A 19,662-nucleotide genomic window follows, 5' to 3' on the forward strand; every position below is an offset into this window, starting at 1 on the left:
ACCGCGTTAGCGCGCCGAAAAGACGCGGTCGCCGCTGCGTCGTCAGCGGGTGCGGTGGTAGTGCACCTGGTTGTGCCGGTCGCCGACCTGCGAGGTCACGAAGCCGTCGCGGCTCTGGCTGATGGTGAACACCTCGCTGCCGACATGCAGCTCGCCGCCGTTGACCCAGCCGCGCAGGGTCTGTCCATCGGCCACCGCGGTCATCTCGCCGTCGCGGCTGATCGTCATGCGGATGCTGGCGTTGTGGATCGGGTTGTAGCCGGTGAAGGTGCCGACCATCCAGGCAGGTACGTAGGAGTTGTGGCGCGCGCCCTGGTAGCCCTCGTCGTCGTACTTGGCGTCATGCTTGTTGGCGTTGTGGATCAGCGCGCCCAACACCGCCGCACCGACCAGCACGCCGGCGGCGACCTTGGCGTCCTTGTGGTCGTCGTGACGGGAGGAGCCGCCGTGCGATGAGCCGCGATGATGCTCGTGGCCGTAGGTCGCCACGTTGAACTCGGCACGACAGCCATCGTCCACCCAGATCTCGCGACGGTCGTAGTCCCAGTCGCGTCCCTTGCGGCAGCGGGCATTGGAGAGCTGACGGTGCATGGTCACGTAGCCGGGCTGGTTCAACGGACATCGCTGATAGCGGTTGTCGCGGCTCTCGCAGGTCACCCGGTAGTCGGCCAGGGCCGCGGTCGACCAGGCCAGCGCGGCGATGCCCAAGGTCCAACAGATCGAAGTGCGAATCCCCTGACTCATATCCTCGCCTCCGTTTTGGCAATGGAGCGGATGGTCCCCCTGCAACGGGCGACTGTAGCCCCGGCCACGGAACGGCCACGTGACGAATCAGTGACCGCAGGTAACGGCTGTCCCCTTCAGACACCTGTATTCACGTAGCGCCACGAGCCGCTACAACGTGGTCACCGTCGTCGCCCCCGCCGCCGACAGCATCGCGTCGGCACGATCGCGCTCTTCGCCGTTGCGGGCGTGGACGACCACCGCGGCGCGGCCGTGACGCACCTCGCTCAGCACGGTATGCACATAGGCGTCGTGATCGGGCCGCAGGCCGACCAGCCCACCGATCAGCAACCCCGAGACCGCGCCGTAGAACATCAGGACCAGCAACGAGATCGTGACCGAGCTGACGATCATCGTCACCCCGGTCACGCGCAGCAACACGAACAACGCCGCGCCGATCAGCGCGCCGCCAACGCCCATCGTCAGGTGCGAGCGGACCAGGGTCCGGCGGATCCCGGACACCTCCGGCTCCAGCTTTCGTCCCGGGACCGGGTCGCGTGGATGGATCACCCGGACCTGACCGTGTCCCAGGGCCAGCTCCAACCGCAGCCGCCGCGCCACCTCCCGCGCCCGCGCGTCGTCGTCGAAGATGGCGGCCACCTTGGTCGAGTGAAGCTCGCCGGAGAAGGCATGGGACAGCGCCATCGCCTGGGTTCTGCAGCGTCGCCGCGGATCGCGGCCCGATCCCAGCGTCCTCCCCACGCGGTCGCCATGACGTGAACCTGCAAGGGTGGGATTCAGCCATCCGTCAACACCGTGAAAGTGCGGATCACAAAGGGCAACGGGCGTCCCCAAGCGAACGCGGATCACCTGTCGGTGCGCGTCGCATCCGGCGGGATTCGGTCAACCTCGTCGCATCCCCGCGCAATCGATTGCGGGTATCCTCTCGCCGGTCCCCCACTCTCCGACAGGATGCTTCCGGAATGAACCGCCTCCTCATCGCCAGCCTCGCCACCGCCGTGTCCGTTCTCGTGCTGTCCACGGCCCCGGTCCGGGCCAGCAGCTTCGCCGGCACCTCGGCCGGCGCCTCATCGGCCGGCTCCTCGGCGTCCTCCGACAGCTCCTCGGGCAACGACAAGGTGGTGATGCAGGCGCGCGAAGACGCGGCCGCCTTCGTCGCCAGCGACGGCCATATCCGCGGCGCCCAGCTGGAAGCGGCGCTGATGCACCTGCGCGAGCAGGATGCGGACGCGCGCGACGCCAGCGACATGGCGCTGGCGAAGGCCATCCTCGCGCTCTGAGGCGGTGAAACTCCGCCGGCCCTGGCCGCCGGCGCCGGTCCCGCGGCTGGCGGGACTGGCCTTGTTGATCCTCGCCCCGCTGGCGGCTGCGTCGCCGCCAATGCGGATACCGACGAGCACGCTCGGCGCCGAGGAAACCGGCGCCACCACCGAACTGGTCTCGGCGGCATGGACGGCCTTGCCCCCGAAGTGGCGGCAGGCGCTGGATCCGCGCATCGAGCTGGGATGGCGCGACGATCTGCCCGAACACGTCCACGGACGCGTGCGCGGGCGCAGACTCTGGCTCGACCGCGACCTGCTGGACGACTGGGTGGCCGCCGACGGGAGCGGGCCGGCGCGACGGGCGGCGCTGGCGACCCTGATCCACGAGCTGGCCCACGTCTACGACCGCTCTCCCGACGGCGGACTGTCGCGCGACCCGCGCCTGCTCGACCTGGCCGGGTGGCAGGTCGGCACCCTGCGCCTGGGCCTGCGCAGTGGCCGCAACGCGTTCAGCGACCGCAGTCCCGACCTCTATGAACTGGAGGACCCGGCCGAGTTCGTCGCGGTCAACCTCGAGTACTTCCTGCTCGACCCCGAATACGCCTGTCGCCGCCCCGCCCTGCACCGCTACTTCGCCTCGCAGCTGGAGGTGGAGACGACGCCGGTCGACTGTGCGCCAGGATTCGCGTTCATGAGCACGCCGGACGGCGCCGAAGCCTCGCCGCTGCAGCGGATCGACGTCGACCGGGTCTACCGGATCGACTACCTGCTCGCCGAACCGAACCAGCAGATGATGAGTCGCTGGGGCCACAGCATGCTGCGGCTGGTGATCTGCGCGCCCGGACGTCCGCGCGGGCCCGACTGCGGACTGGACCTGCAGCACCACCGGGTGCTGTCGTTCCGCGCCTTCGTCGACGACGTGCAGGTTTCAGGGTGGCGCGGCCTGACCGGCTCGTATCCCTCGCGCCTGTTCGTGCTGCCGCTGGAGCAGGTGATCGACGAGTACACCCGCACCGAACTGCGTGGCCTTCGGTCGACACCGCTGCGACTGCAGCGGGACGAGATCGCCGGCCTGCTCGAACGCGCCGCCCGTCTGCACTGGAGTTACGACGGCCGCTACTACTTCCTGTCCAACAATTGCGCGACCGAGACCTTCAAACTGCTCCACGACGGCGTGCCCCGGCTCGCCGGCAAGTCGCTGGCGAGCATCACTCCGACCGGCCTGTTGCGCCGGCTGCGCGAGACCGGGGTCGCCGACGACAGCATGTTCGACGATCCCGAGCGGGCGGTCCGGCTCGGCTACCGCTTCGAGGCGCTCAGCTCGCACTACCAGGCGATGTTCGAGATCGCCCGCCGCGCGCTGCCATTGCCGCAATCCACGGTAGAGGCCTGGCTGGACGCGCCCGCCAGCGAGCGGGCCCGCTGGCTGGATTCGGCCGACCTGCGCACCAGCGCGGCGTTGCTGCTGCTCGAACAGGCCGCGCTGCGCCGCGAGGAACTGCGCGCACGCGAGGATCTCAAGCGGCAACTGCTGGCGCGGACGCCGGCCAAACCGCATGCCGGTCCCGGCCCGGACGATGGCTCCGCCCCCCTGTCGAACAGCGGCCCGGGCAGCGGCGACGCCCGGGCGATGCTGGAACAGATGCTGCAGTCCGAAGGCCATCTCAGCCGGCCGGCCGCGCTGCTGCCGGACACCGGCTATGGCCTGCCCCAGGCCGACGAGCGCAGCGCCATCGAAGCGGTCGGCAACGGACATGCCGCACGCTGGTGGCGACAACGCGAGACTCTGGTCGCCGCCGCCCGCCGCTGGCTGCCGGCGGCGCGGCGGGAGACGCTGGACGGTATCCAGGCCAACGTCGACACCCTGGGCCGGCGCCTGCGCCAGCTTCATGCCAATCCGGAGCGTGCCGGTGCGGAGCGTGCCGATGGGCAGTCGGACGGGGACCGGCCGCGACCGCTGGAGATTCCCGCGATCCCCTGAGAAGGGCGCCGGCACGATCGGGCGCCATTCTGCAACCCCGATCACCGTCGCGACCTGCCCCGCCTGCAACAATCGGCGCTCAGAATGGCAACCGGCCGCCGTGCGGGACGGCCGGCATGCCGGGACGGAGGGAGCCATGATCATGCGCAGGAAGCCCGTCGCCCTTGTGCTGGGCGCACTGATCGCCAGCACGGCCTGCAGCGCGCCGGCGGAAGGCGAGTCCGGCGCGCCACAACCCGTGTCGCAACCGGCGCCTGCATCTGCCTCGCCCACCACCTCCCCGCCAGCCAACGGCGGCGAGACCTCCGACGCGACCGCATCGTCCGCGACCCGCTGCGGCTGGTTCGAGAATCCGACTCCCGGCAATGCCTGGCTGAGCGACCGCGACCGCACCTGGATCGTCGGCACCCAGGGCGGCCACCAGGCCGACGGCGACTGGCCGGCCTTCGGCGACGACCAGTGGATCGTGACCAACGGTTCCAGCTACGGCTATGGCTGCGCCTGCATGTCGGTGCGCGCCGATGCCGACAACGGCCATGTCCTGCGCATCGACGATGCCCGCGCGCTGCCGCTGTCGCGCTGCCGCGCCGACCCCGCCCTGGAGGAACCCCGCTTCTGACCGCCCGCTCGCCATCGGCCGCGCGGCCCCGGCTTCGCCACCCGCTTCAATCACCCCATCAACCCCTGCCCCATCAGCCCCTGCCCCATCAGCCCCTGAAGGACTAGCACTGATGATCAAGCCACTGCACCCCACGCCCGCGACCGCAAGGCGGGTACTGCTTTCCGGCGCCGCCCTGGCCATCCTGCTCGCCGCCTCCGTCCCGGCCGTCGCCGGCACCTGCGCGGGCCTGAAGGTCACCGCCTCGGCCCTCAATGTGCGCTCCGGCGCCGGCACCGGCTATGCCGTCGTCGGCACCGTCAATTCCGGCGAGACCTACATCACCACCGGCAGCACCTCCGGCGCCTGGAAAAAGATCTGGTTCAACAACTACGCGCGCTGGATCCATGCCAGCTCCTACACCCAGGCGGTCAACGTCAGCTGCGGCAAGGTCACCGCCTCGACCCTCAACGTGCGCTCCGGTCCCGGCACCGGCTACGGCATCGTCGGCACAGCCCCCTCCGGCTCGACGTGGTCGGTGATCGGCAGTTCCGGCAGCTGGCGCAAGGTCTGGTACGCCAGCCAGGCGCGCTGGATGCACGGCAGCTACCTCGACCAGAACGGCACCGCGCCGTCGATCGGCCTGAGCGGGGTCACCATCAACGGCGGCGCCGCCTCGACCACCAGCCGCTATGTCAGGGTCAAGTTCGGATACAACACCTCGACCCCGACCCACTACCGGATCAGCCACAGCTCGACATTCTCCGGCGCCAGCTGGAAGAGCTATTCCGGCACCACGGTCGACTTCACCCTGTCCAGCGGCGGCGGCTCCAAGCGCGTCTACATGCAGCTCAAGAACAGCGCCGGTCGCCTGTCCAACGTCACCTCCGACACCATCACCTACAACCCGTCCACCACCGCCAGCGGCTACCGGATCAACCGCGACGCGTTCTTCAGCCGCCTGCGCTACCACTTCGGCTCGCTCAACCAGAGCCAGGTCGACGGCATCAACTACCTGCTCAACAACATCGAGAAGGACACCCGTCCGGCGATCGCCAACCAGACCGTGTGGATGCGCCAGATCGCCTACATGTGGGCGACCACCAAGCACGAGGTGGCCAACACCTACCAGCCGATCACCGAGTACAGCAACACCCACTGCGTGAACTACGACGGCGGCTGCCGCTACAAGGGACGCGGCTACGTCCAGCTCACCCATCTGTACAACTACCGGAAGATGTCGCCGATCACCGGCCAGGACCTGGTGACCTACCCCGAACGCGCGCTGTGGCCGAACGTCGCCTACACGGTGATGTCCTACGGCATGCACTACGGCAGCTTCACCGGCCGCAAGCTGGGCGACTACGTCTACGCCGGACACACCGACTACTACAACGCGCGCCGGGTGGTGAACGGCACCGACCGCGCCAGCCTGCTGGCCGGCTACGCGACCAAGTTCCAGGACATCATGGAACGCTCGACCCAGAAGCTGTGATTGCCCGGATGCCGCGATGAAGCAGAACGCGATGAAGCAGAAAACACTCGTGCTGTGCGGTATCGGCGCGGTCGCGGCGGTCGCGATCGGCATCTTCTTGGTCCGCGGGCACGGCGAGCCCGCGGTGTCCCCGGCGGCGGCAGGCAGTGCCGCCGTCGCCGGTGCCGCGGCGGCCTCGCCGGCGCCGATAGCGGGCGAGGCCAGTCACGACCCCGCCGCCGAGACCGCGCCCTATCGCGACAGCGTAGCCTCGGTCGCGGAGCTGCGCCGTCTGGCCGAGAGCCCGCAGCTGAGCGCCGAGCAGCAGACCGAGCTGCTGGAACTCAAGCAGGCGCTGCTGGACAACGCCGAGGGCGACGACCAGGCCCTGCGCGGATTGATCGATGCGCTGCGGCTGGATCCGACCTCGGCGACCGCCGAGCACCTGCTGTCGATACTCGGCGAGGTGCGCGCCCCGGCGGTGGAGCAGCTGGGCCTTGAGATGGCGATTTCCGACGACAGCCAGATGCAGGCGGTCGGCCTGGACCTGCTGTCGCGACTGGGCATCGCCGGTCAGGACACCTACGACCTGACCCGGCAACTGCTGGCCGATCCCAACCGCGATCCGGAGGTGCTGCGCTCGGCGATCCACGCACTGCCGGACATCCCGCTGCCGGCCAGCGAGGCCAACGGCACCATCGCCCGGCTTGGCGCGCTGGCCTCCACCCACCCGGACATCGGCGTGCGTTCGGAAAGCCTGTTCAAGCTCGGCGCCCTGGCCAAGGACGCCGGCGACCTGCGACCGTTGATCGACGCGCTCGCGGCCGACCGCCACATCGACGAACGCATCAGCGCGGCAATGGCGATCCGCAACAGCCAGGTGGTGGACGACGGCCTGCGCCGGCAACTGCTGCAGATGATGTCCAACCCCGACGAACTGTGGGAGATCCGCCACTACGCGGCCGAATCGCTGCAGCGATTCAAGCTCAGCGAAAACGACTACCGCCTGTACCAGCGCTTCAACGAAGAGCTGGAAGTCATCCGCAGCGGCGGCTGAGCCCGACGGCGACCGCCATGGCCGCTGCCGGTTTCAGTATTCCTGGACCTGGTCCAGCACCAGCACCCAACCGGCCTCGCCAGGCTCCAGGCGATACAGCAGCTGGCGGGTCTTTCCGGTCGGCTTGCCGTCGTCGCCGATCACCGGAAAGCGCTGGCCGATGAAGTTCTCGATCACCGCGAACTCGTTGCCGCCACCGAAGGCCGGCCCGTTCTCGGCATCCTCGGACAAGGGCGCCAGGTAGATCTCGCTCATGCTCTTGAGGTTGTTGGTCGAGTACGCGACCAGTCGCGCCGTCGCCTTCCCGCCCGGCGGTTGCACGAACACGTAGATCTCCGGCGAGCCGTCGGCGTTGACGTCGGCCACCTCGGCGGCGCTTACCGTGCCTTCGATCTCGGTGACCATCGCTTCGTTGCTCGCTTCCAACCCACGCGGGGTGACGGTCAGGGTGCCGCCACCGGCGCGGACGTCGAATGCGATGCCCTGCAGTTCGTAGTGTTGGGCAAAGCCCTGCGCCTGCGGCGATGCATCCGCGGCATCGCCCGCGGCGGTCCGCTCCGGAGCAGCCGTTTCCGTGGCCGCCTCCATGGCCGATCGCTCGCCGTCGGCCGACGCGGCCTGGCCGGTTTCGGATTGCGGGGCGCTGCAGCCCGCCAAGATCGCGGCGACCACCGTCGCCAGTATCGGATACCGCATCGGAACACCTCCCGGGATCAGGCCCGGCCGGCCGGAGGGACCGGCAACCTGCCGAGTATGCGTCCACCCGGAGAAAGCCCGCGTCAAGCACCCGTCAACCAGGCCTGCGTCGCCCCACCCCGCCTCCACCGGCCTCATTCCAATCGGGCCACGCCAAGCGCCTAGCGGGCCAGTCCCCCAAGCAGCAGCGCCGCGCCGAACAACACCCAGTCGTTGATCACATGCGCGCCGGTCGAGACCCAGATGTTGCCGGTCTTCAGATAGGCCAGGCTCAGCACCAGCCGGGCCGCGCCGATGACCACGAAGCACTGCACGAAGTTCCAGTCGTAGGTCGGCAGGTGCATGGCGCCGAACAACAGCGCGGACAGCAACCAGGACAATGCGATCGCCGCGGTCCGGCCCAGCTTAAGCACCGAATGGAACCACCAGGCCAGCGCCAGCAGCGGCAGGATCGTCACCAGCTCCTCGCCGAACAGCTGCGGCAGGGTCTTGAGGAAGAACAGCAGACGATCTCCTCCGGCCTGCTCCGCCAGCGCTCCGAACGCCGGATTGGCCGCCGCCCCGAACATGCGGCTGACCAGCGCCCCCACCGCCAGCGACACCACCAGGTTCAGGCCGGCGAAGGCGAACATCCAGGCAATCTCGCGGCCGCCCACCTTGCCGAACAACACGGTCCAGTGCCCGCGGGCGACGATCGCGAGCGCCGCCAGCGGAATCGCGAAGAACGCGATCGCCGGAACGAACTGACCGACAGCGCTGGAGAACGGCGGCAGCGGCGCGATCAGCACCGCAAACCCAAATGCCACGCCGACCATCACCAGCAGCCAGCCCGACGCGCCGATCGCCACCGGCCTGCCGTCGTAGAACGGAAGATCCTTGCCGGAATGATCGGACATGACCCCTCTCCCGAATCGACGCTCGATGTTCGCGAGCGGCCGCGGCCGCTCCGCAGGCCGCCGCCGGCGCCCCATTCACGACAACGCCACCGGCCCCGACGACAGGTCAGGCCTGCCCGCACGCTGCGCGCATGCGGGCAGGCCCCGGGGCAATCAGGTGTCCGGCGCGCTGCGCGTCGTGCCCGCGGCTGCGGTTTCCGCGATCCAGCCTTCGATATTGGCGCGCAGCACCGACATCGGCACGTTGCCGTGGCGCAGCACCTCGTCGTGGAACCGGCGCAGCTCGAAGCGCTCGCCCAGCGCCGCCTCGGCCTCCTCGCGCAGCGCCACGATCTCGAGCGCGCCGGAGTCGTAGGCGGTCAGCTGTCCCGGCAGCATCGCCATCCGATCGGCCAGCGCCTCGGTCTCCGCGGGACCGAAACGGCCGGTTTCCTTCAGGTATTCGACGGTCTTCTCGCGGCTCCAGCCCAGCACGTGCAGACCGGTGTCGGCGACCATGCCGCGCGCCGGCCAGGCGCGGCGCTGGACCTTCGCGTAGTCGTTGCTGTAGATCCCGGCCTCCTCGGCCAGGCGCTCGGCATAGCGGCCCCAGCCTTCGGCGTAGGCCGAGTTGAAGCTCAGCTGTGCCAACGGCGTCTTGTCCTGGGTGAAGGCGAACGCCAGTTGCATGTGATGGCCCGGGAAACCCTCGTGCACCGCGGTGATCTCGGCGCCGCCGCGGGTCTCGTTGGCCCAGCCCTCGCTGTCGATGCGGTAATAGGCCGGCCGGGTCGGATCGGCCGCCGGTTCGTAGTGCGCGCTGGCGCCGGAGCCGCGCATGAAATCGGGGAACGGCTCGACCTTCATTTCCTGCTCGGGCAGGGCCAGGAACAGCTTCTCGCTGGCCTTGCGCGACTGCTCGACCACCGTCCGCGAATAGTCGATCAGTTCGGCCTCGCTGGCGAACTGGTTGTCCGGCGCCTCGCGTATCCGGGTGAGGATCTCGGAAAAATCGCCGTTGCCATACAGCTTCTCGCCCATCGCGGAGATCTCGGCCACGTTGGCGGCGACCGCCTTCGCGCCCAGGTCGTGGACCTCGCGGGCGCTGCGCTCCAGCGTGGTGTAGCTGCGCAGCGAAGCGTCGTAGCAGGCCTCGCCCTGCGGATTGGCCGAGACCCCGAGCGCGGTGCGCGCCTGCGCCCGGTACTCCTCGCGCAGGAAGTCGCGATACCGGGCCAGCGCCGGATTGACCTTGTCGCCGATCACCTCCTCGAACGCGCTCTTGAACGCCGCGTCCTCACTGCGGGTGGCGGGCCCGGCCAGCGGCGAGTCGGCCACGCGGGCGCTGGCCAGACCGTCGACCTGCCCGATCACCCGGTCGACCACGCTGCGCGGCGCCGAGTAGCCCTGCTTCAGGCCTTCGCGCAGGTTGGCGATCTCCTGATCGACGAAGGCCGGCAGCGCCGACCACCGCTGCAGCGCCTGCTCGCGCTCGGCCGCGGTCGAAACCGGCTGGAAGCGCGCGTAGCGGGCCAGCATCACCGGCCACCCGCTCATGTGGTTCACGTCCCACAACTCGAAGCGGCACACGCGCAGCGCCTTCTGCGATTGCAGGCGCTCGCTGAGCAGGGCGTGGTCGAGCTTCAGCGCCGCACTGCCCAGGGCATCGGGATCGATCGCGTCCAACCCGGCCTGGAGCGCGTCCTCGGCGGCGTCGATGCGGGCGATGTCCTGCGGCGCCCGCGGCGACCAGTGCGCATGGTCGGGCAGCGGCAAGCCGAGCACGTAGCCGGCCAGCGGCTGCTCCTCCAGGCCGAGCGCGACCGCGCGTGCGGCGAGCTCGCTCATCCGTGCATCGACGCCCCCGGCCGCCGCGACCGGCAACGCGAACGCCAGCGAGCAGGCACAGGTCAGCGCCCGCAATGCCGGAACACGGCGACGGGCGGAAGGGAGACGGCGGGGGATCATGTCCTGCAAGGCGATTCTCCTTTTCGTTGCATGCGGGCGGCATCGAGACTGGCGCGCATGAGGGGCGCCCGCCAGAGCCAATCCCGCCCCAGTCGCGAGCGGCCATCGCCGTCGCGCGAGGCGGGCGTGGAAGCCCCTCAGCGGGCCAGTTCGTAGAGATACTCGACGTAGGACATCACCGCGCCGTCGTAGCCGGCAACCCTGGGGTTCGCGGACTCGATCAGGAAATACTCGTCGGGCGCATGCGCGCCGCTGCCGTGCCCCAGGCCGAAATGGCCGGCCGGCAGGCTCAGCGGCGGATCGGTGAACACGAAGCCGGGATAGGAGCCGGCGCCGCGCGGCCACAGCAGCGGATCGAGTCCGTTGTCGCGCAGCACCGACAACTGGGCCTGGATCAGCCGGGCATCGGCATCGGTGCTGGTCGGGTCGTAGCCGCCGGTGACGTTGACCTCGATGTCGCCGTAGCCGCGCGCGGCCAGGTGCGACTTCAGCGCCGCGACCGCGGCGTCCCGGGTCATGCCCGGCACCAGTCGCAGGTCGATCTTGGCCGCGGCGCGATGCGGCAGCACGGTCTTGCCGCCGGGACCGGTATAACCGCCCACCAGGCCCTGGATGTTGACGGTCGGCTGCGAGACCAGGCGCTCGTTGGCCTGCTGCCACGGCAGGTCGTCGATCCAGTGCGGCACGCCGAACAGCTTCTTCATGTCCGCCTCGTCGCGCCGCGAAGTCGCCGCGGCGATCATCCGGCGATGCGCCTCGCTCAGCGGCGGCGCGGTCGGATAGCCGTCGATGGTGATCGTGTTGCCGTCGTCGGAAACCAGGGTGTCCAGCGCCTTGACCAGACGCCAGGCGGGACTGTCGACCATCGCCTTGAGCGAGGAATGGATGTCCTTCGCCGGTCCGCGTCCCCACTTCTCGCCGCTGGCGACCAGCTCCAGCTCGACCACGCCCTTGGCGCCGAGGCTGACGGTGACCTCCCCGTCCAGGCCCTGCAGGGCCATCGGCATGAACACGCCGATGCTGTCGGCCAACGCGGCCCGCACCTTCGGATGGTGGACGAACTGGCCGATGTGCGGCGAGCCGATCTCCTCCTCGCCCTCGGCGACCAGGACCAGATTGACCGGCATCGGCTGGCCGGCATCGCGGATCGCGTGCAGCGCGGCCAGCATCGCCGACTGCGGGCCCTTCTGGTTGACCGCGCCACGGCCCATCATCACCGTGCCGACGCCCGGGCGCTCGATCAGCTTCGCCTCCAGCGGCGGCGAGCTCCATTCGGCCGGGTCGAACTGTTTGACGTCGTACATGAAGTAGACGCCGACGGTGGTCGGCGCGCCCGCGTCGAGCACCGCGAACACGCCGGGCTTGCCATCGGTCTCGATGATCTCGACCTGCCCGAAGCCTGCTTCGCGCGCCATGTCGGCCATGTACTGCGCGCCGACGCGCGAGTTCAGGTCCTCGGCGGCGATCGACGGCAGCGCGATCCAGTCCTGCAGGCGCTTCACCGAGGTTTCGTGCTGTTCGGCCACCTTGGCCTGGATCGCCTCGATGTCCGGCGTCGCCGCCCAGCTTCCCGCGCTGGCCAGGGCCAGGATGGCCGCTGCGAGAACCCGCAGGCGCGTGCGGCGCGAGCGGGGCGATACGTTTCCGTGTACGGCGCAGGACGCTTCCATCGATATCCTCTCCCGGTTCAAGGTTTCCCGATACTACCCTCGCCGGCGCCGGCGTCCGTAGCCATATCGTCACGCCCTCCACCGGCCCCGGCCGCCGCGGTCGCCGGTCCCAGGTGCTGCTGCAGGAAGCCGGCGATCCCGGTCCAGGCGATGTCGATGGCGACCGGATCCGTGAAACCGTGACCCATGCGCGGAAAGGCCAGCACCACCGGCGGCCGTCCGCGCAGGTTCAACATGCGGACCAGGCGCCGGGTGTGCTCGAAGTCGACACGGTCGTCCTCGCGTCCGTGCACCAGCATCAACGGCACCCTCAGTTCGTCCACGCGGTACAGCGGCGAGGCCGCCTTCATCTGCTCCAGCTGGGTCCGCGGGTCGCCCATCATCCGCTCCATCAGCGGTCGCAGCGACGCGTCGCGGACGCTGTCGCTGGCGGTGAAGAACAGCGGCCGATCGCTGACGCCGGAGATCGAGACCGCGCAACGGAACCGGTCCGGCCAGCGGATCGCCGAAATCAGCGCCGAGTAGCCGCCATAGCTGCTGCCGAGCATGCACACGCGCTTGCCATCGACCGGATGCGCGGCCAGCGCCGCCTGCAGGGCCGCCTCGATGTCGTCCTCGATGCGGGTGCCGTAGCTGCCCATGCCGGCTTCGCGGAACGCCCGCCCGTAGCCCTCCGAGCCGCGGAAGTTGACCTGCAGCACCGCGAAGCCCTGCAAGGCCAGGAACTGCACCTCGCGATCGAAATGACGGCGGTCGCTGACGCCGATGGGGCCGCCGTGCGGGAACACCACCAGCGGCTTGTCGCCGGCGCCGGCCGGCAGGGTCAGGAAGGCCTCGACCGGCAGGCCGTCCGTGCTGTCCACGCGGAGGACCCGGGTCGGCGCGAACGCCAGGCCGTCCAGCCAGGGCGCGCTCTCCTCCAGCAGGGCGGCGCGCCCGGCGGCGACATCGAGGTGATAGAGCCGCGCCGGGCGGTCGCTGCCGTCGACCCACAGGATCAGCTGGCGGCCGTCGTCGCTGCGGTCGACCACGGCGACGGTCTGGCCGGGGAAAGCCTCCCGCAACTGCCGCTCCAGCGCCTGGCCGGACTCGGCGAAGTACTCGGTCACCAGTTGCCCGGACAGGTAGTAGCGCGCGGCGACCGGCTCGCGCCGCTCGTCCACCACCAGGCCGACGATGTCGATGCCCTCCTTGGAAAACAGCGTGCGGACCACCTGCCGCCGGACCGGATCGAATGCGACCAGCTCGCGCTGGGGACGCCCCTCGTCGCTGAAGCCGTAGATGGTCGCACCGTCGAACGACAGCCCGGCCGGCTCGAAGCCGCCTTCCGGCCGCGGCCGCAGGACTTCCTCGTAGACCCCGTCGCGACCGTACAGCAGCACCGCCTCCTCGTCGCGCAGGGCGACCGCGGCGCGCAGCCGGCCATGGCCGTCGGCGAACCACGCGATGTCGCGCTCCACGCCCTTGTTGAGGCGGTCGCGGGTCTTGGCGGTGGCGAATCCGCGAATGTCGCGATCGCCGCGCAACACCACCCGGTGCACCGCCAGTTGCCGATGGCTGTCGTAGCCCTCGAACAGGATCGCCTCGGGATCGTCCGGCAACAGGTCGACCACCCGGCCCTTGCCGATGATCGGAACCCGCTGGACCCGGTGCGCGCCGTCCGCGCCGCCGAGGGCGACCCGATAGACGACATGGCTGTAGCTGTTGCCGGGCTCCTCCACCACCAGGGTGAAGTCGTCCTTCCACACCACCATGCCGGGGGCGCGGCGCCGGGTCAGCAGGGTCTGCTCGCCGCCGGTCTGCAGGTCGAGCAGGCGCAGGCTCCAGTCGCCGTCGTCGTCGCGCACCGCCTCGGCAAACAACCGTCCCGACGGACTCAGCGAATAGTCGCCGATACGGCCAGGGCGCCACATGGTTTCCGCGTCGACCGGCAACGACGCCGGCTTGGGCGGCTCGCGGCCGCTGTCCAGCTCCGCCGGCGGACGCTCGTCGTCGGCCCTGGCGGCCCGGTAGAACTCGGGGAACGGGTCCGGATAGTGGCCGGCATAGGCGAACCGGTACTGCCGATAGGGACCGGGATGATTGCGTTCCAGCCAGTCGATCGCCGGCAGGCCGTGGTTGGCGACATGGATCCTGGCCGAGGTCCAGCCCAGCGGTCGCATCACCAGTTCGCCGGGATAGCTGATCTGTCCGGCGATCACCTCGAAGCGGTAGTTCTCGCCCTTGAGATCGAAACGGGTGCGTACGTTCCAGCCGGTGACATTGATGCGCGCCCATTCGTACTCGCCCGCGGCCGCCGCATACAGGCCCAGCGTGCGCCCCTGCCCCAGGTAGTTCAGCACTTCGGCGTTGCCACCGCCGGCGTGGTCGACACGGATACTGCTGATCTGCGCGTTGGCATCGACCGCGAGCACCACCAGCCCCTCGTCGGGCTTCAGTCCGGGGTCCTCGCCGGGATCGATCCTGCGCATCGCGGCGGCGGCATCGGCCACCGCCAGCAGGCACAGCATCGCCAGCATTGCGGCCACGCCATTCACGCCTCTGCACAGGGCATCACGCCGCCCGCCTTCGATCCGATGCTGCATTGCGTTCCCCCTGGTCCACGGCAGTCCGTAACCCCTGCGAGGGTAGCGCCGGACCGGGGGCGCTCCAAGACGGCGCCGCTCAGGCCAGCCCGGCTCCCGCCGACAACAGCGCCAGGGCGGTCGCCAGACACCCGCTGCGTCGCGGCCACAGCGCCATCAACAGCACCCAGGCCAGGGCCGCGATCACCAACGCCGCGGCCCAGAAGATCGGCCCCTGTCCCCAACCGCGATCTTCGACCGCGATCGCGAAGGCCAGCGGCAACAGGCTCCAGCCGGCCACTCGCAGCAGGTGCCCGCCGCGGTCGCTCGCCGCCGCTCCGAACACCGCCTGACGATGCCTGGGCAGCCCCAGGGCCAACAGCATCCACGCGCCGATCGACAGCGCCAGCACGACGCCGAACATCAACCCGCCTCCACGGCCGCGGAGGCGGCCTGTTCGCGCTCCGACCGCTGCGGCCGCGCCGCCAGGCCCGACGGTTGCGACCGGGTCTGTCGCCAGGCCAGCGCGGCATAGCCGATCGCGAACGCGAGTGCGCCCAGGTCGACCGCGGCCAACGCGTACTCGCCGCGCCCCAGGGTCGCCAGCAACTGACTGTCCGGAGTCGCGGCCGCGTTGACCAGCGGCACCGCCAGCAGGGCCGCCGCGGTGGCCGCGAACAGGTCGCGCCAGCCGCGTCCGAGGCGGTCGCGCCAGGTGCCCCACACCGCCGCCAGCACCCACACCGCGCAGAACACCGCGATCTCGGCGGCGGCGCGATCGCCGAGGTCGGCCGGCAACAGCCGATTGGCCAACAGCATCGACACGCAGGCCAGCGGCATCCCGGCGACCACACCGACGTTGAGTCCGCGCACCAGTCCGTAGCCGGACAACACGCCGGCCGCCGCCACCCGCCTGGCGCGTTTGTTGACCCAGACCTGCATGCCGCTGGCGATCATCACGCAGCCGGCCACGCCCATCAGGAAATACAGCCAGCGCAGCGCGGCGCCGCCGAACTGCGCCATGTGCATGCCCCCCAGATAGCTGTAGCTGGCGTATCCACCGCCCGGCGCGCCGGTCTGGTGCAGGAAGCGGCCGTCGGTGGCGTCGTAGAAGACCTGTCGCAGGTTCCAGGCCACCGCGCGGCTGTGGTCGCCGCCGAAGGAGATGGTCGCGCTGGCGTCGTCGGGATGATGCACGCTGGCCCAGGTGACCGGCGCCCCGAGGCGGCGCTGCGCATCCTCGACCAGGGCATCGACCGAGTGCAGGCGGGCCAGGGGCTCGCCGACCTCCGGGCGCTCGTACAGGTCGCCCGCCTCCTCGTAGAACTTCGGGATGTCGCCGTCGTAGGCGGCATTGACGCCGGCGAACATGTAGTTGGCAACGAAGATCGCGACTCCGGTATAGGCGATCATCAGGTGGAACGGCAATCCGAGCACGCCGGTGACGTTGTGGCCGTCGAGCCAGGCGCGCTGCCCGCCCGACTTCGGCCTGAAGGTGAAGAAGTCCTTGAAGATCCGCTTGTGGATCAGCACACCGGCGACCAGGGCCACCAGCATCAACATGCCGGCCAGGCCGACGATGTACATGCCGACCGTACCGGCGTGCAGGTTGTAGTGCAGGGTGAAGAAGAAGTCGCCACCGGCGGTGTCCGGCACCGGCGCTCCGCTGAGCGGATCGAGCGCCTGACGGGTGTGGTTGCCGTCGTCGAAATAGACATACGACTCCATCGCCCGCTCGCGATCGTTGCCGGCGGTGACGTACCACGCATGCGCCTCCGGGGCGCGTTCTCGCGACAGCGCGAGCGCGGCGTCGAAGGCGGGGCGTTCCGGCGCCTGCACGCCATGCAGCGCCGGCCGCATCCAGTCGTCCAGTTCCTTGTCGAAGCACGCCAGGGTGCCGCCGACGAAGATCGCGAACAGCAGCCAGCCGACCACCAGTCCGGCCCAGGTATGCAGCCAGGCCATCGATTGCACGAAGGAGTTCTTCATCGTATCCGTCCGTCTGTACCGGTGCCCGGCTCAGGGCCGCCGAGCGGCGTCGTGGAACAGCATCGAAACGCCCAGCAGCACGGTCGCGACCAGCGTCGGCAGCCACCATGCGCGCCAGGCCGAACGCGCGGCGAAGGCGTGGATCGCGGCCGCGCACCAGACCGCGAACGAAAGCAGGCTGGCGGCGATCACCCGGTCGACCCGCGCGAAAGGCAGGACCAGGGTCAGGAAGGCGGTCGTCGCATGCGCCAGGTAGTAGCCGCCGGCCATCGCCGCCAGCACCCGCGCGATCACCGCCCCGCGGTAGCGCCAGCCCCCGGGGCGCGCGCGCCGCGCCACGGCGGCGGCGGATGTCGTCGCTGTGCGCATCGTCGACATCCGCTCAGAACCGATAGCCGATCGTCAGCGATGCGTGCCGCGGCGCGCCGTAGTAGCCCTGCTCCCAGTACAGGCTGGGGATGTACTTCTCGTCGCTGACGTTGTCCAGGTTCAGGGTCGCGCTCCAGCGACGGGCGAAGTCGTAGCGCGCCATCAGGCCCAGCAGCGCGTAGGCATCCTGGCGGATCCGCGCAGGCCGGCCGTCGGCGCCGACGATCGCGGTGTCGCGATGGATGTCGCCCTGCCAGTTCACCCGCGCGCCGACGCGCAGGCCCTGCACCTGCGGCACCTGCCAGGTCGCCGACAGGCGCAGCAGCTCACGCGGCACGTAGGTGCGCGCGGCGTGGCCGCCGGCGTCGTCGATCTGCAGGCGGGTGAAGCCACCGGCCAGTTGCCAGTGGTCGCCGATGCGTCCGGCGATGTCGATCTCGAAGCCCTGAGATTCGGCATCGATGCCGCGGTAGTAGGTCTGCCCGGTGTCGGTGTTGAAGCCGGCCGATTCGGCGAGATTGTCCTGGCGCGTGCGGAACACCGCCAGCGAAGCGTTGAGCCCGCCGTCGAACCACTCGCCCTTCAGCCCGATCTCGCGGTTGCTGCCGGTCAGGGCGCCGAGCAGGCGGTTGTTCTCGTCGACCTCGGCCTGCTGGTTGAAGATCTCACCGTAGCTGGCATAGGCCGAGTAGTGCTCGCCCAGGTCCCAGACCGCGCCGGCGAAGGGTGTGGTGCGGGTCTCATCGACCGTGGTCGCCTCGCCATAACTGTGGCCGCGGGTCCGGGCACGGGCGCGATTGACGCCGGTGATCAGCTTGAAGCCGTCGGCCAGGTCCCAGCGCACGGTCGCGTAGAGGCTGTCGCGGCGGTAGTCGAACCGCGAACCGTCGGAATAGGCGTCGAACGCAGGCTTGGGATAACGCCCGCCCCAGTCCTGCAGCGGCGGCAGCGGCGTGCCGATGTCGGTGCTGTACCAGGAGACCTCCTCGTTCTCGCCATCGGCCCAGTTGCCGCCGATCACCACCTCGTGCTCGCGACCGCCCAGCATGATCGGCCCGGTCGCATAGACATCCGCATGCAGCGCGCTGAACTCGCCATCGTAGTCGGACGGGTACGAGAACAGGCCCAGACCGGTATCGCGGTCCGGCGTGCCGTAGACATAGAACAGTTCGGTGTCGCTACGGGTGTTCTGGTAGTTGAGCGAGGCGCGCAGGTTCCAGCCACCGATCGCCTGGTCCAGCTCGACGAAGGCGCGGGTGTCCTCCTGGTCCCAGAACGACCAGTCCGAGGCGGTGCTGGTGGAGACGTCGTAGTCGGTCGGGCTGCCGTCGCTGTAGTACAGCGGCAACGCGCCCCACAGCGGGCTGTTGGGATTGTTGCGCTGGTAGGAGGCGCCGGCGGCCAGGGTCGTGGCCGCGCCGAGGTCGGCTTCGACGACCCCGTAATAGACCTGCTTCTCCAGCGAGTAGCGGTCCAGGTGACTGTCGCCCTCCTCCCAGGCCGCCACCGCGCGACCGCGCACGCCGCCATCGGCGGCCAGCGGGCCGGAGACGTCGATGTCGATGCGCCGCCGGTCCCAGCTGCCGATGGTGAGTTGCGCCTGGCCGCGCAGGTCGGCGGTGGGACGCTTGCGCACGAAGTTCACCGTCGCCGACGGATTGCCGGTCGAGGACATCAGCCCGTTGGCGCCGCGCAGCACCTCGATGCGCTCGTAGAGCGCGGTGTCCAGATCGCCGTCCTGGATCCCGTAAGGCAATGGCAGACCCAGCCCGTCGCGCTGGAAGTTGGTGACGTCGAATCCGCGCGAGGTGTAGTAGGTGCGACTGGTCTCGACCGACTCGACGGTGACGCCGGTGGTGGCGCCGAGCACGTCGTTGATGCGGGTCAGGCCGAAGTCGTCCATCTGCTCGCGGTTGACCGCGCTGACCGACTGCGGCGTCTCCCGTGGGGTCAACGCCAGTCGGGTGGCGGTCGAGCTCTGATCGATGCCATAGCGGTCCAGGCGTTGCCCGGTCACCCTCACCGTGTCCAGGTCGGTCGCGTCGGCGCTGTGACCGCTGCCTCCCGCCGACGCGAGCGGCGACCACAGCCCCGCGGCAACGCACAGCGACAGCAGTCGGCGAGCGCCGACGCGCGAGAAGGCGATGGAGGGATTCAGGGGCGAAGCGGAGGCGGTCATCGGGGCGTTCCTGGAGCGAGTGCGGCGGCCGCAAGCCGGGAATGGCCTGCCGCGATCCGGCAATGAGAACATTTCTCAATTGTAATCAAGAAGCATTCTCATTATCAACGCCCAATGCGGATCGATTTCCGCGCCCCGCGCCGCGGCCGACGGCCGGGCCGCCCGCAACCGTCGCATCCGTGGGACGGATGCGCTGCTTCTCACCCCGCCCCGACCCGCCGCGGCCGCCACGCAAC

16 protein-coding genes are annotated in these 19,662 nt (G+C 69.8%); 5 read left to right on the forward strand and 11 right to left on the reverse strand.

Going from position 1 to position 19,662, the window contains the following annotated elements:
* Positions 1-42: 42 nt before the first annotated feature.
* The gene (locus C9I47_RS09910) at positions 43-744 is read right to left on the reverse strand and encodes a DUF3011 domain-containing protein (RefSeq protein ID WP_111266596.1); all 702 of its coding nucleotides are present in this window, start codon (positions 742-744) and stop codon (positions 43-45) included.
* Positions 745-894: 150 nt separating this feature from the next.
* Complete coding sequence (locus tag C9I47_RS09915) at positions 895-1,428, reverse strand: riboflavin biosynthesis protein RibA (RefSeq protein ID WP_111266597.1); 534 nt, start codon at positions 1,426-1,428, stop codon at positions 895-897.
* Positions 1,429-1,706: 278 nt separating this feature from the next.
* Between C9I47_RS09915 and C9I47_RS09920 the strand changes: the two genes are divergently transcribed.
* From C9I47_RS09920 to C9I47_RS09940, 5 genes are all read left to right on the forward strand, one after another.
* The gene (locus C9I47_RS09920; protein WP_111266598.1) at positions 1,707-2,024 is read left to right on the forward strand and encodes a DUF2388 domain-containing protein; all 318 of its coding nucleotides are present in this window, start codon (positions 1,707-1,709) and stop codon (positions 2,022-2,024) included.
* A gap of 100 nt (positions 2,025-2,124) precedes the next feature.
* A complete protein-coding gene (locus tag C9I47_RS09925; RefSeq protein WP_190238656.1) occupies positions 2,125-3,987 on the forward strand; it encodes a DUF7844 domain-containing protein in 1,863 nt (620 codons plus the stop codon).
* A 142-nt stretch (positions 3,988-4,129) separates the two neighbouring features.
* Positions 4,130-4,606: a DUF4087 domain-containing protein gene (locus C9I47_RS09930; protein ID WP_111268073.1), complete on the forward strand. Its 477-nt coding sequence runs from the start codon at positions 4,130-4,132 to the stop codon at positions 4,604-4,606.
* A 112-nt stretch (positions 4,607-4,718) separates the two neighbouring features.
* Complete coding sequence (locus tag C9I47_RS09935; protein WP_190238469.1) at positions 4,719-6,080, forward strand: SH3 domain-containing protein; 1,362 nt, start codon at positions 4,719-4,721, stop codon at positions 6,078-6,080.
* Between the two features lie 16 nt (positions 6,081-6,096).
* Positions 6,097-7,116, forward strand: a complete 1,020-nt coding sequence (locus C9I47_RS09940) for a hypothetical protein (protein WP_111266601.1) — start codon at positions 6,097-6,099, stop codon at positions 7,114-7,116.
* A gap of 33 nt (positions 7,117-7,149) precedes the next feature.
* On the opposite strand, the gene C9I47_RS09945 is transcribed toward C9I47_RS09940, so the two are convergent.
* The 9 genes from C9I47_RS09945 to C9I47_RS09985 form a co-directional block, all read right to left on the reverse strand.
* Positions 7,150-7,812: a hypothetical protein gene (locus C9I47_RS09945; RefSeq protein WP_111266602.1), complete on the reverse strand. Its 663-nt coding sequence runs from the start codon at positions 7,810-7,812 to the stop codon at positions 7,150-7,152.
* A gap of 161 nt (positions 7,813-7,973) precedes the next feature.
* Positions 7,974-8,708: a CPBP family intramembrane glutamic endopeptidase gene (locus C9I47_RS09950; protein ID WP_111266603.1), complete on the reverse strand. Its 735-nt coding sequence runs from the start codon at positions 8,706-8,708 to the stop codon at positions 7,974-7,976.
* A gap of 153 nt (positions 8,709-8,861) precedes the next feature.
* Positions 8,862-10,655, reverse strand: a complete 1,794-nt coding sequence (locus tag C9I47_RS09955) for a DUF885 domain-containing protein (protein ID WP_111266604.1) — start codon at positions 10,653-10,655, stop codon at positions 8,862-8,864.
* Positions 10,656-10,792: 137 nt separating this feature from the next.
* Entirely contained in the window at positions 10,793-12,325 is a 1,533-nt protein-coding gene (locus C9I47_RS09960) for a M20/M25/M40 family metallo-hydrolase (protein WP_111266605.1), read from the reverse strand.
* Between the two features lie 17 nt (positions 12,326-12,342).
* The gene (locus C9I47_RS09965; protein WP_223250365.1) at positions 12,343-14,844 is read right to left on the reverse strand and encodes an alpha/beta hydrolase family protein; all 2,502 of its coding nucleotides are present in this window, start codon (positions 14,842-14,844) and stop codon (positions 12,343-12,345) included.
* A gap of 145 nt (positions 14,845-14,989) precedes the next feature.
* A complete protein-coding gene (locus C9I47_RS09970) occupies positions 14,990-15,313 on the reverse strand; it encodes a DUF3325 domain-containing protein (RefSeq protein ID WP_111266607.1) in 324 nt (107 codons plus the stop codon).
* Complete coding sequence (locus tag C9I47_RS09975; RefSeq protein WP_111266608.1) at positions 15,313-16,878, reverse strand: PepSY-associated TM helix domain-containing protein; 1,566 nt, start codon at positions 16,876-16,878, stop codon at positions 15,313-15,315. Before C9I47_RS09975 ends, C9I47_RS09970 begins: the two co-directional genes overlap by 1 nt.
* Before the next feature lie 30 nt (positions 16,879-16,908).
* Positions 16,909-17,247 (reverse strand): hypothetical protein, encoded by a 339-nt coding sequence (locus tag C9I47_RS09980; RefSeq protein WP_223250086.1) that lies wholly within the window; start codon positions 17,245-17,247, stop codon positions 16,909-16,911.
* Positions 17,248-17,260: 13 nt separating this feature from the next.
* Positions 17,261-19,426 (reverse strand): TonB-dependent siderophore receptor, encoded by a 2,166-nt coding sequence (locus tag C9I47_RS09985; RefSeq protein WP_111266609.1) that lies wholly within the window; start codon positions 19,424-19,426, stop codon positions 17,261-17,263.
* Positions 19,427-19,662: the final 236 nt, after the last annotated feature.

This window comes from Marilutibacter maris (assembly GCF_003233695.1).
In the GTDB taxonomy this organism is placed as follows: Bacteria; Pseudomonadota; Gammaproteobacteria; order Xanthomonadales; family Xanthomonadaceae; genus Marilutibacter; species Marilutibacter maris.

Coding starts and splice junctions, on each gene's coding strand:
- C9I47_RS09910 (WP_111266596.1), bottom strand. CDS start 744: ATGAGTCAGGGGATTCGCACTTCGATCTGTTGGACCTTGGGCATCGCC.
- C9I47_RS09915 (WP_111266597.1), bottom strand. CDS start 1,428: ATGGCGCTGTCCCATGCCTTCTCCGGCGAGCTTCACTCGACCAAGGTG.
- C9I47_RS09920 (WP_111266598.1), top strand. CDS start 1,707: ATGAACCGCCTCCTCATCGCCAGCCTCGCCACCGCCGTGTCCGTTCTC.
- C9I47_RS09925 (WP_190238656.1), top strand. CDS start 2,125: ATGCGGATACCGACGAGCACGCTCGGCGCCGAGGAAACCGGCGCCACC.
- C9I47_RS09930 (WP_111268073.1), top strand. CDS start 4,130: ATGCGCAGGAAGCCCGTCGCCCTTGTGCTGGGCGCACTGATCGCCAGC.
- C9I47_RS09935 (WP_190238469.1), top strand. CDS start 4,719: ATGATCAAGCCACTGCACCCCACGCCCGCGACCGCAAGGCGGGTACTG.
- C9I47_RS09940 (WP_111266601.1), top strand. CDS start 6,097: ATGAAGCAGAACGCGATGAAGCAGAAAACACTCGTGCTGTGCGGTATC.
- C9I47_RS09945 (WP_111266602.1), bottom strand. CDS start 7,812: ATGCGGTATCCGATACTGGCGACGGTGGTCGCCGCGATCTTGGCGGGC.
- C9I47_RS09950 (WP_111266603.1), bottom strand. CDS start 8,708: ATGTCCGATCATTCCGGCAAGGATCTTCCGTTCTACGACGGCAGGCCG.
- C9I47_RS09955 (WP_111266604.1), bottom strand. CDS start 10,655: ATGATCCCCCGCCGTCTCCCTTCCGCCCGTCGCCGTGTTCCGGCATTG.
- C9I47_RS09960 (WP_111266605.1), bottom strand. CDS start 12,325: ATGGAAGCGTCCTGCGCCGTACACGGAAACGTATCGCCCCGCTCGCGC.
- C9I47_RS09965 (WP_223250365.1), bottom strand. CDS start 14,844: ATGCTGGCGATGCTGTGCCTGCTGGCGGTGGCCGATGCCGCCGCCGCG.
- C9I47_RS09970 (WP_111266607.1), bottom strand. CDS start 15,313: ATGTTCGGCGTCGTGCTGGCGCTGTCGATCGGCGCGTGGATGCTGTTG.
- C9I47_RS09975 (WP_111266608.1), bottom strand. CDS start 16,878: ATGAAGAACTCCTTCGTGCAATCGATGGCCTGGCTGCATACCTGGGCC.
- C9I47_RS09980 (WP_223250086.1), bottom strand. CDS start 17,247: ATGCGCACAGCGACGACATCCGCCGCCGCCGTGGCGCGGCGCGCGCGC.
- C9I47_RS09985 (WP_111266609.1), bottom strand. CDS start 19,426: ATGACCGCCTCCGCTTCGCCCCTGAATCCCTCCATCGCCTTCTCGCGC.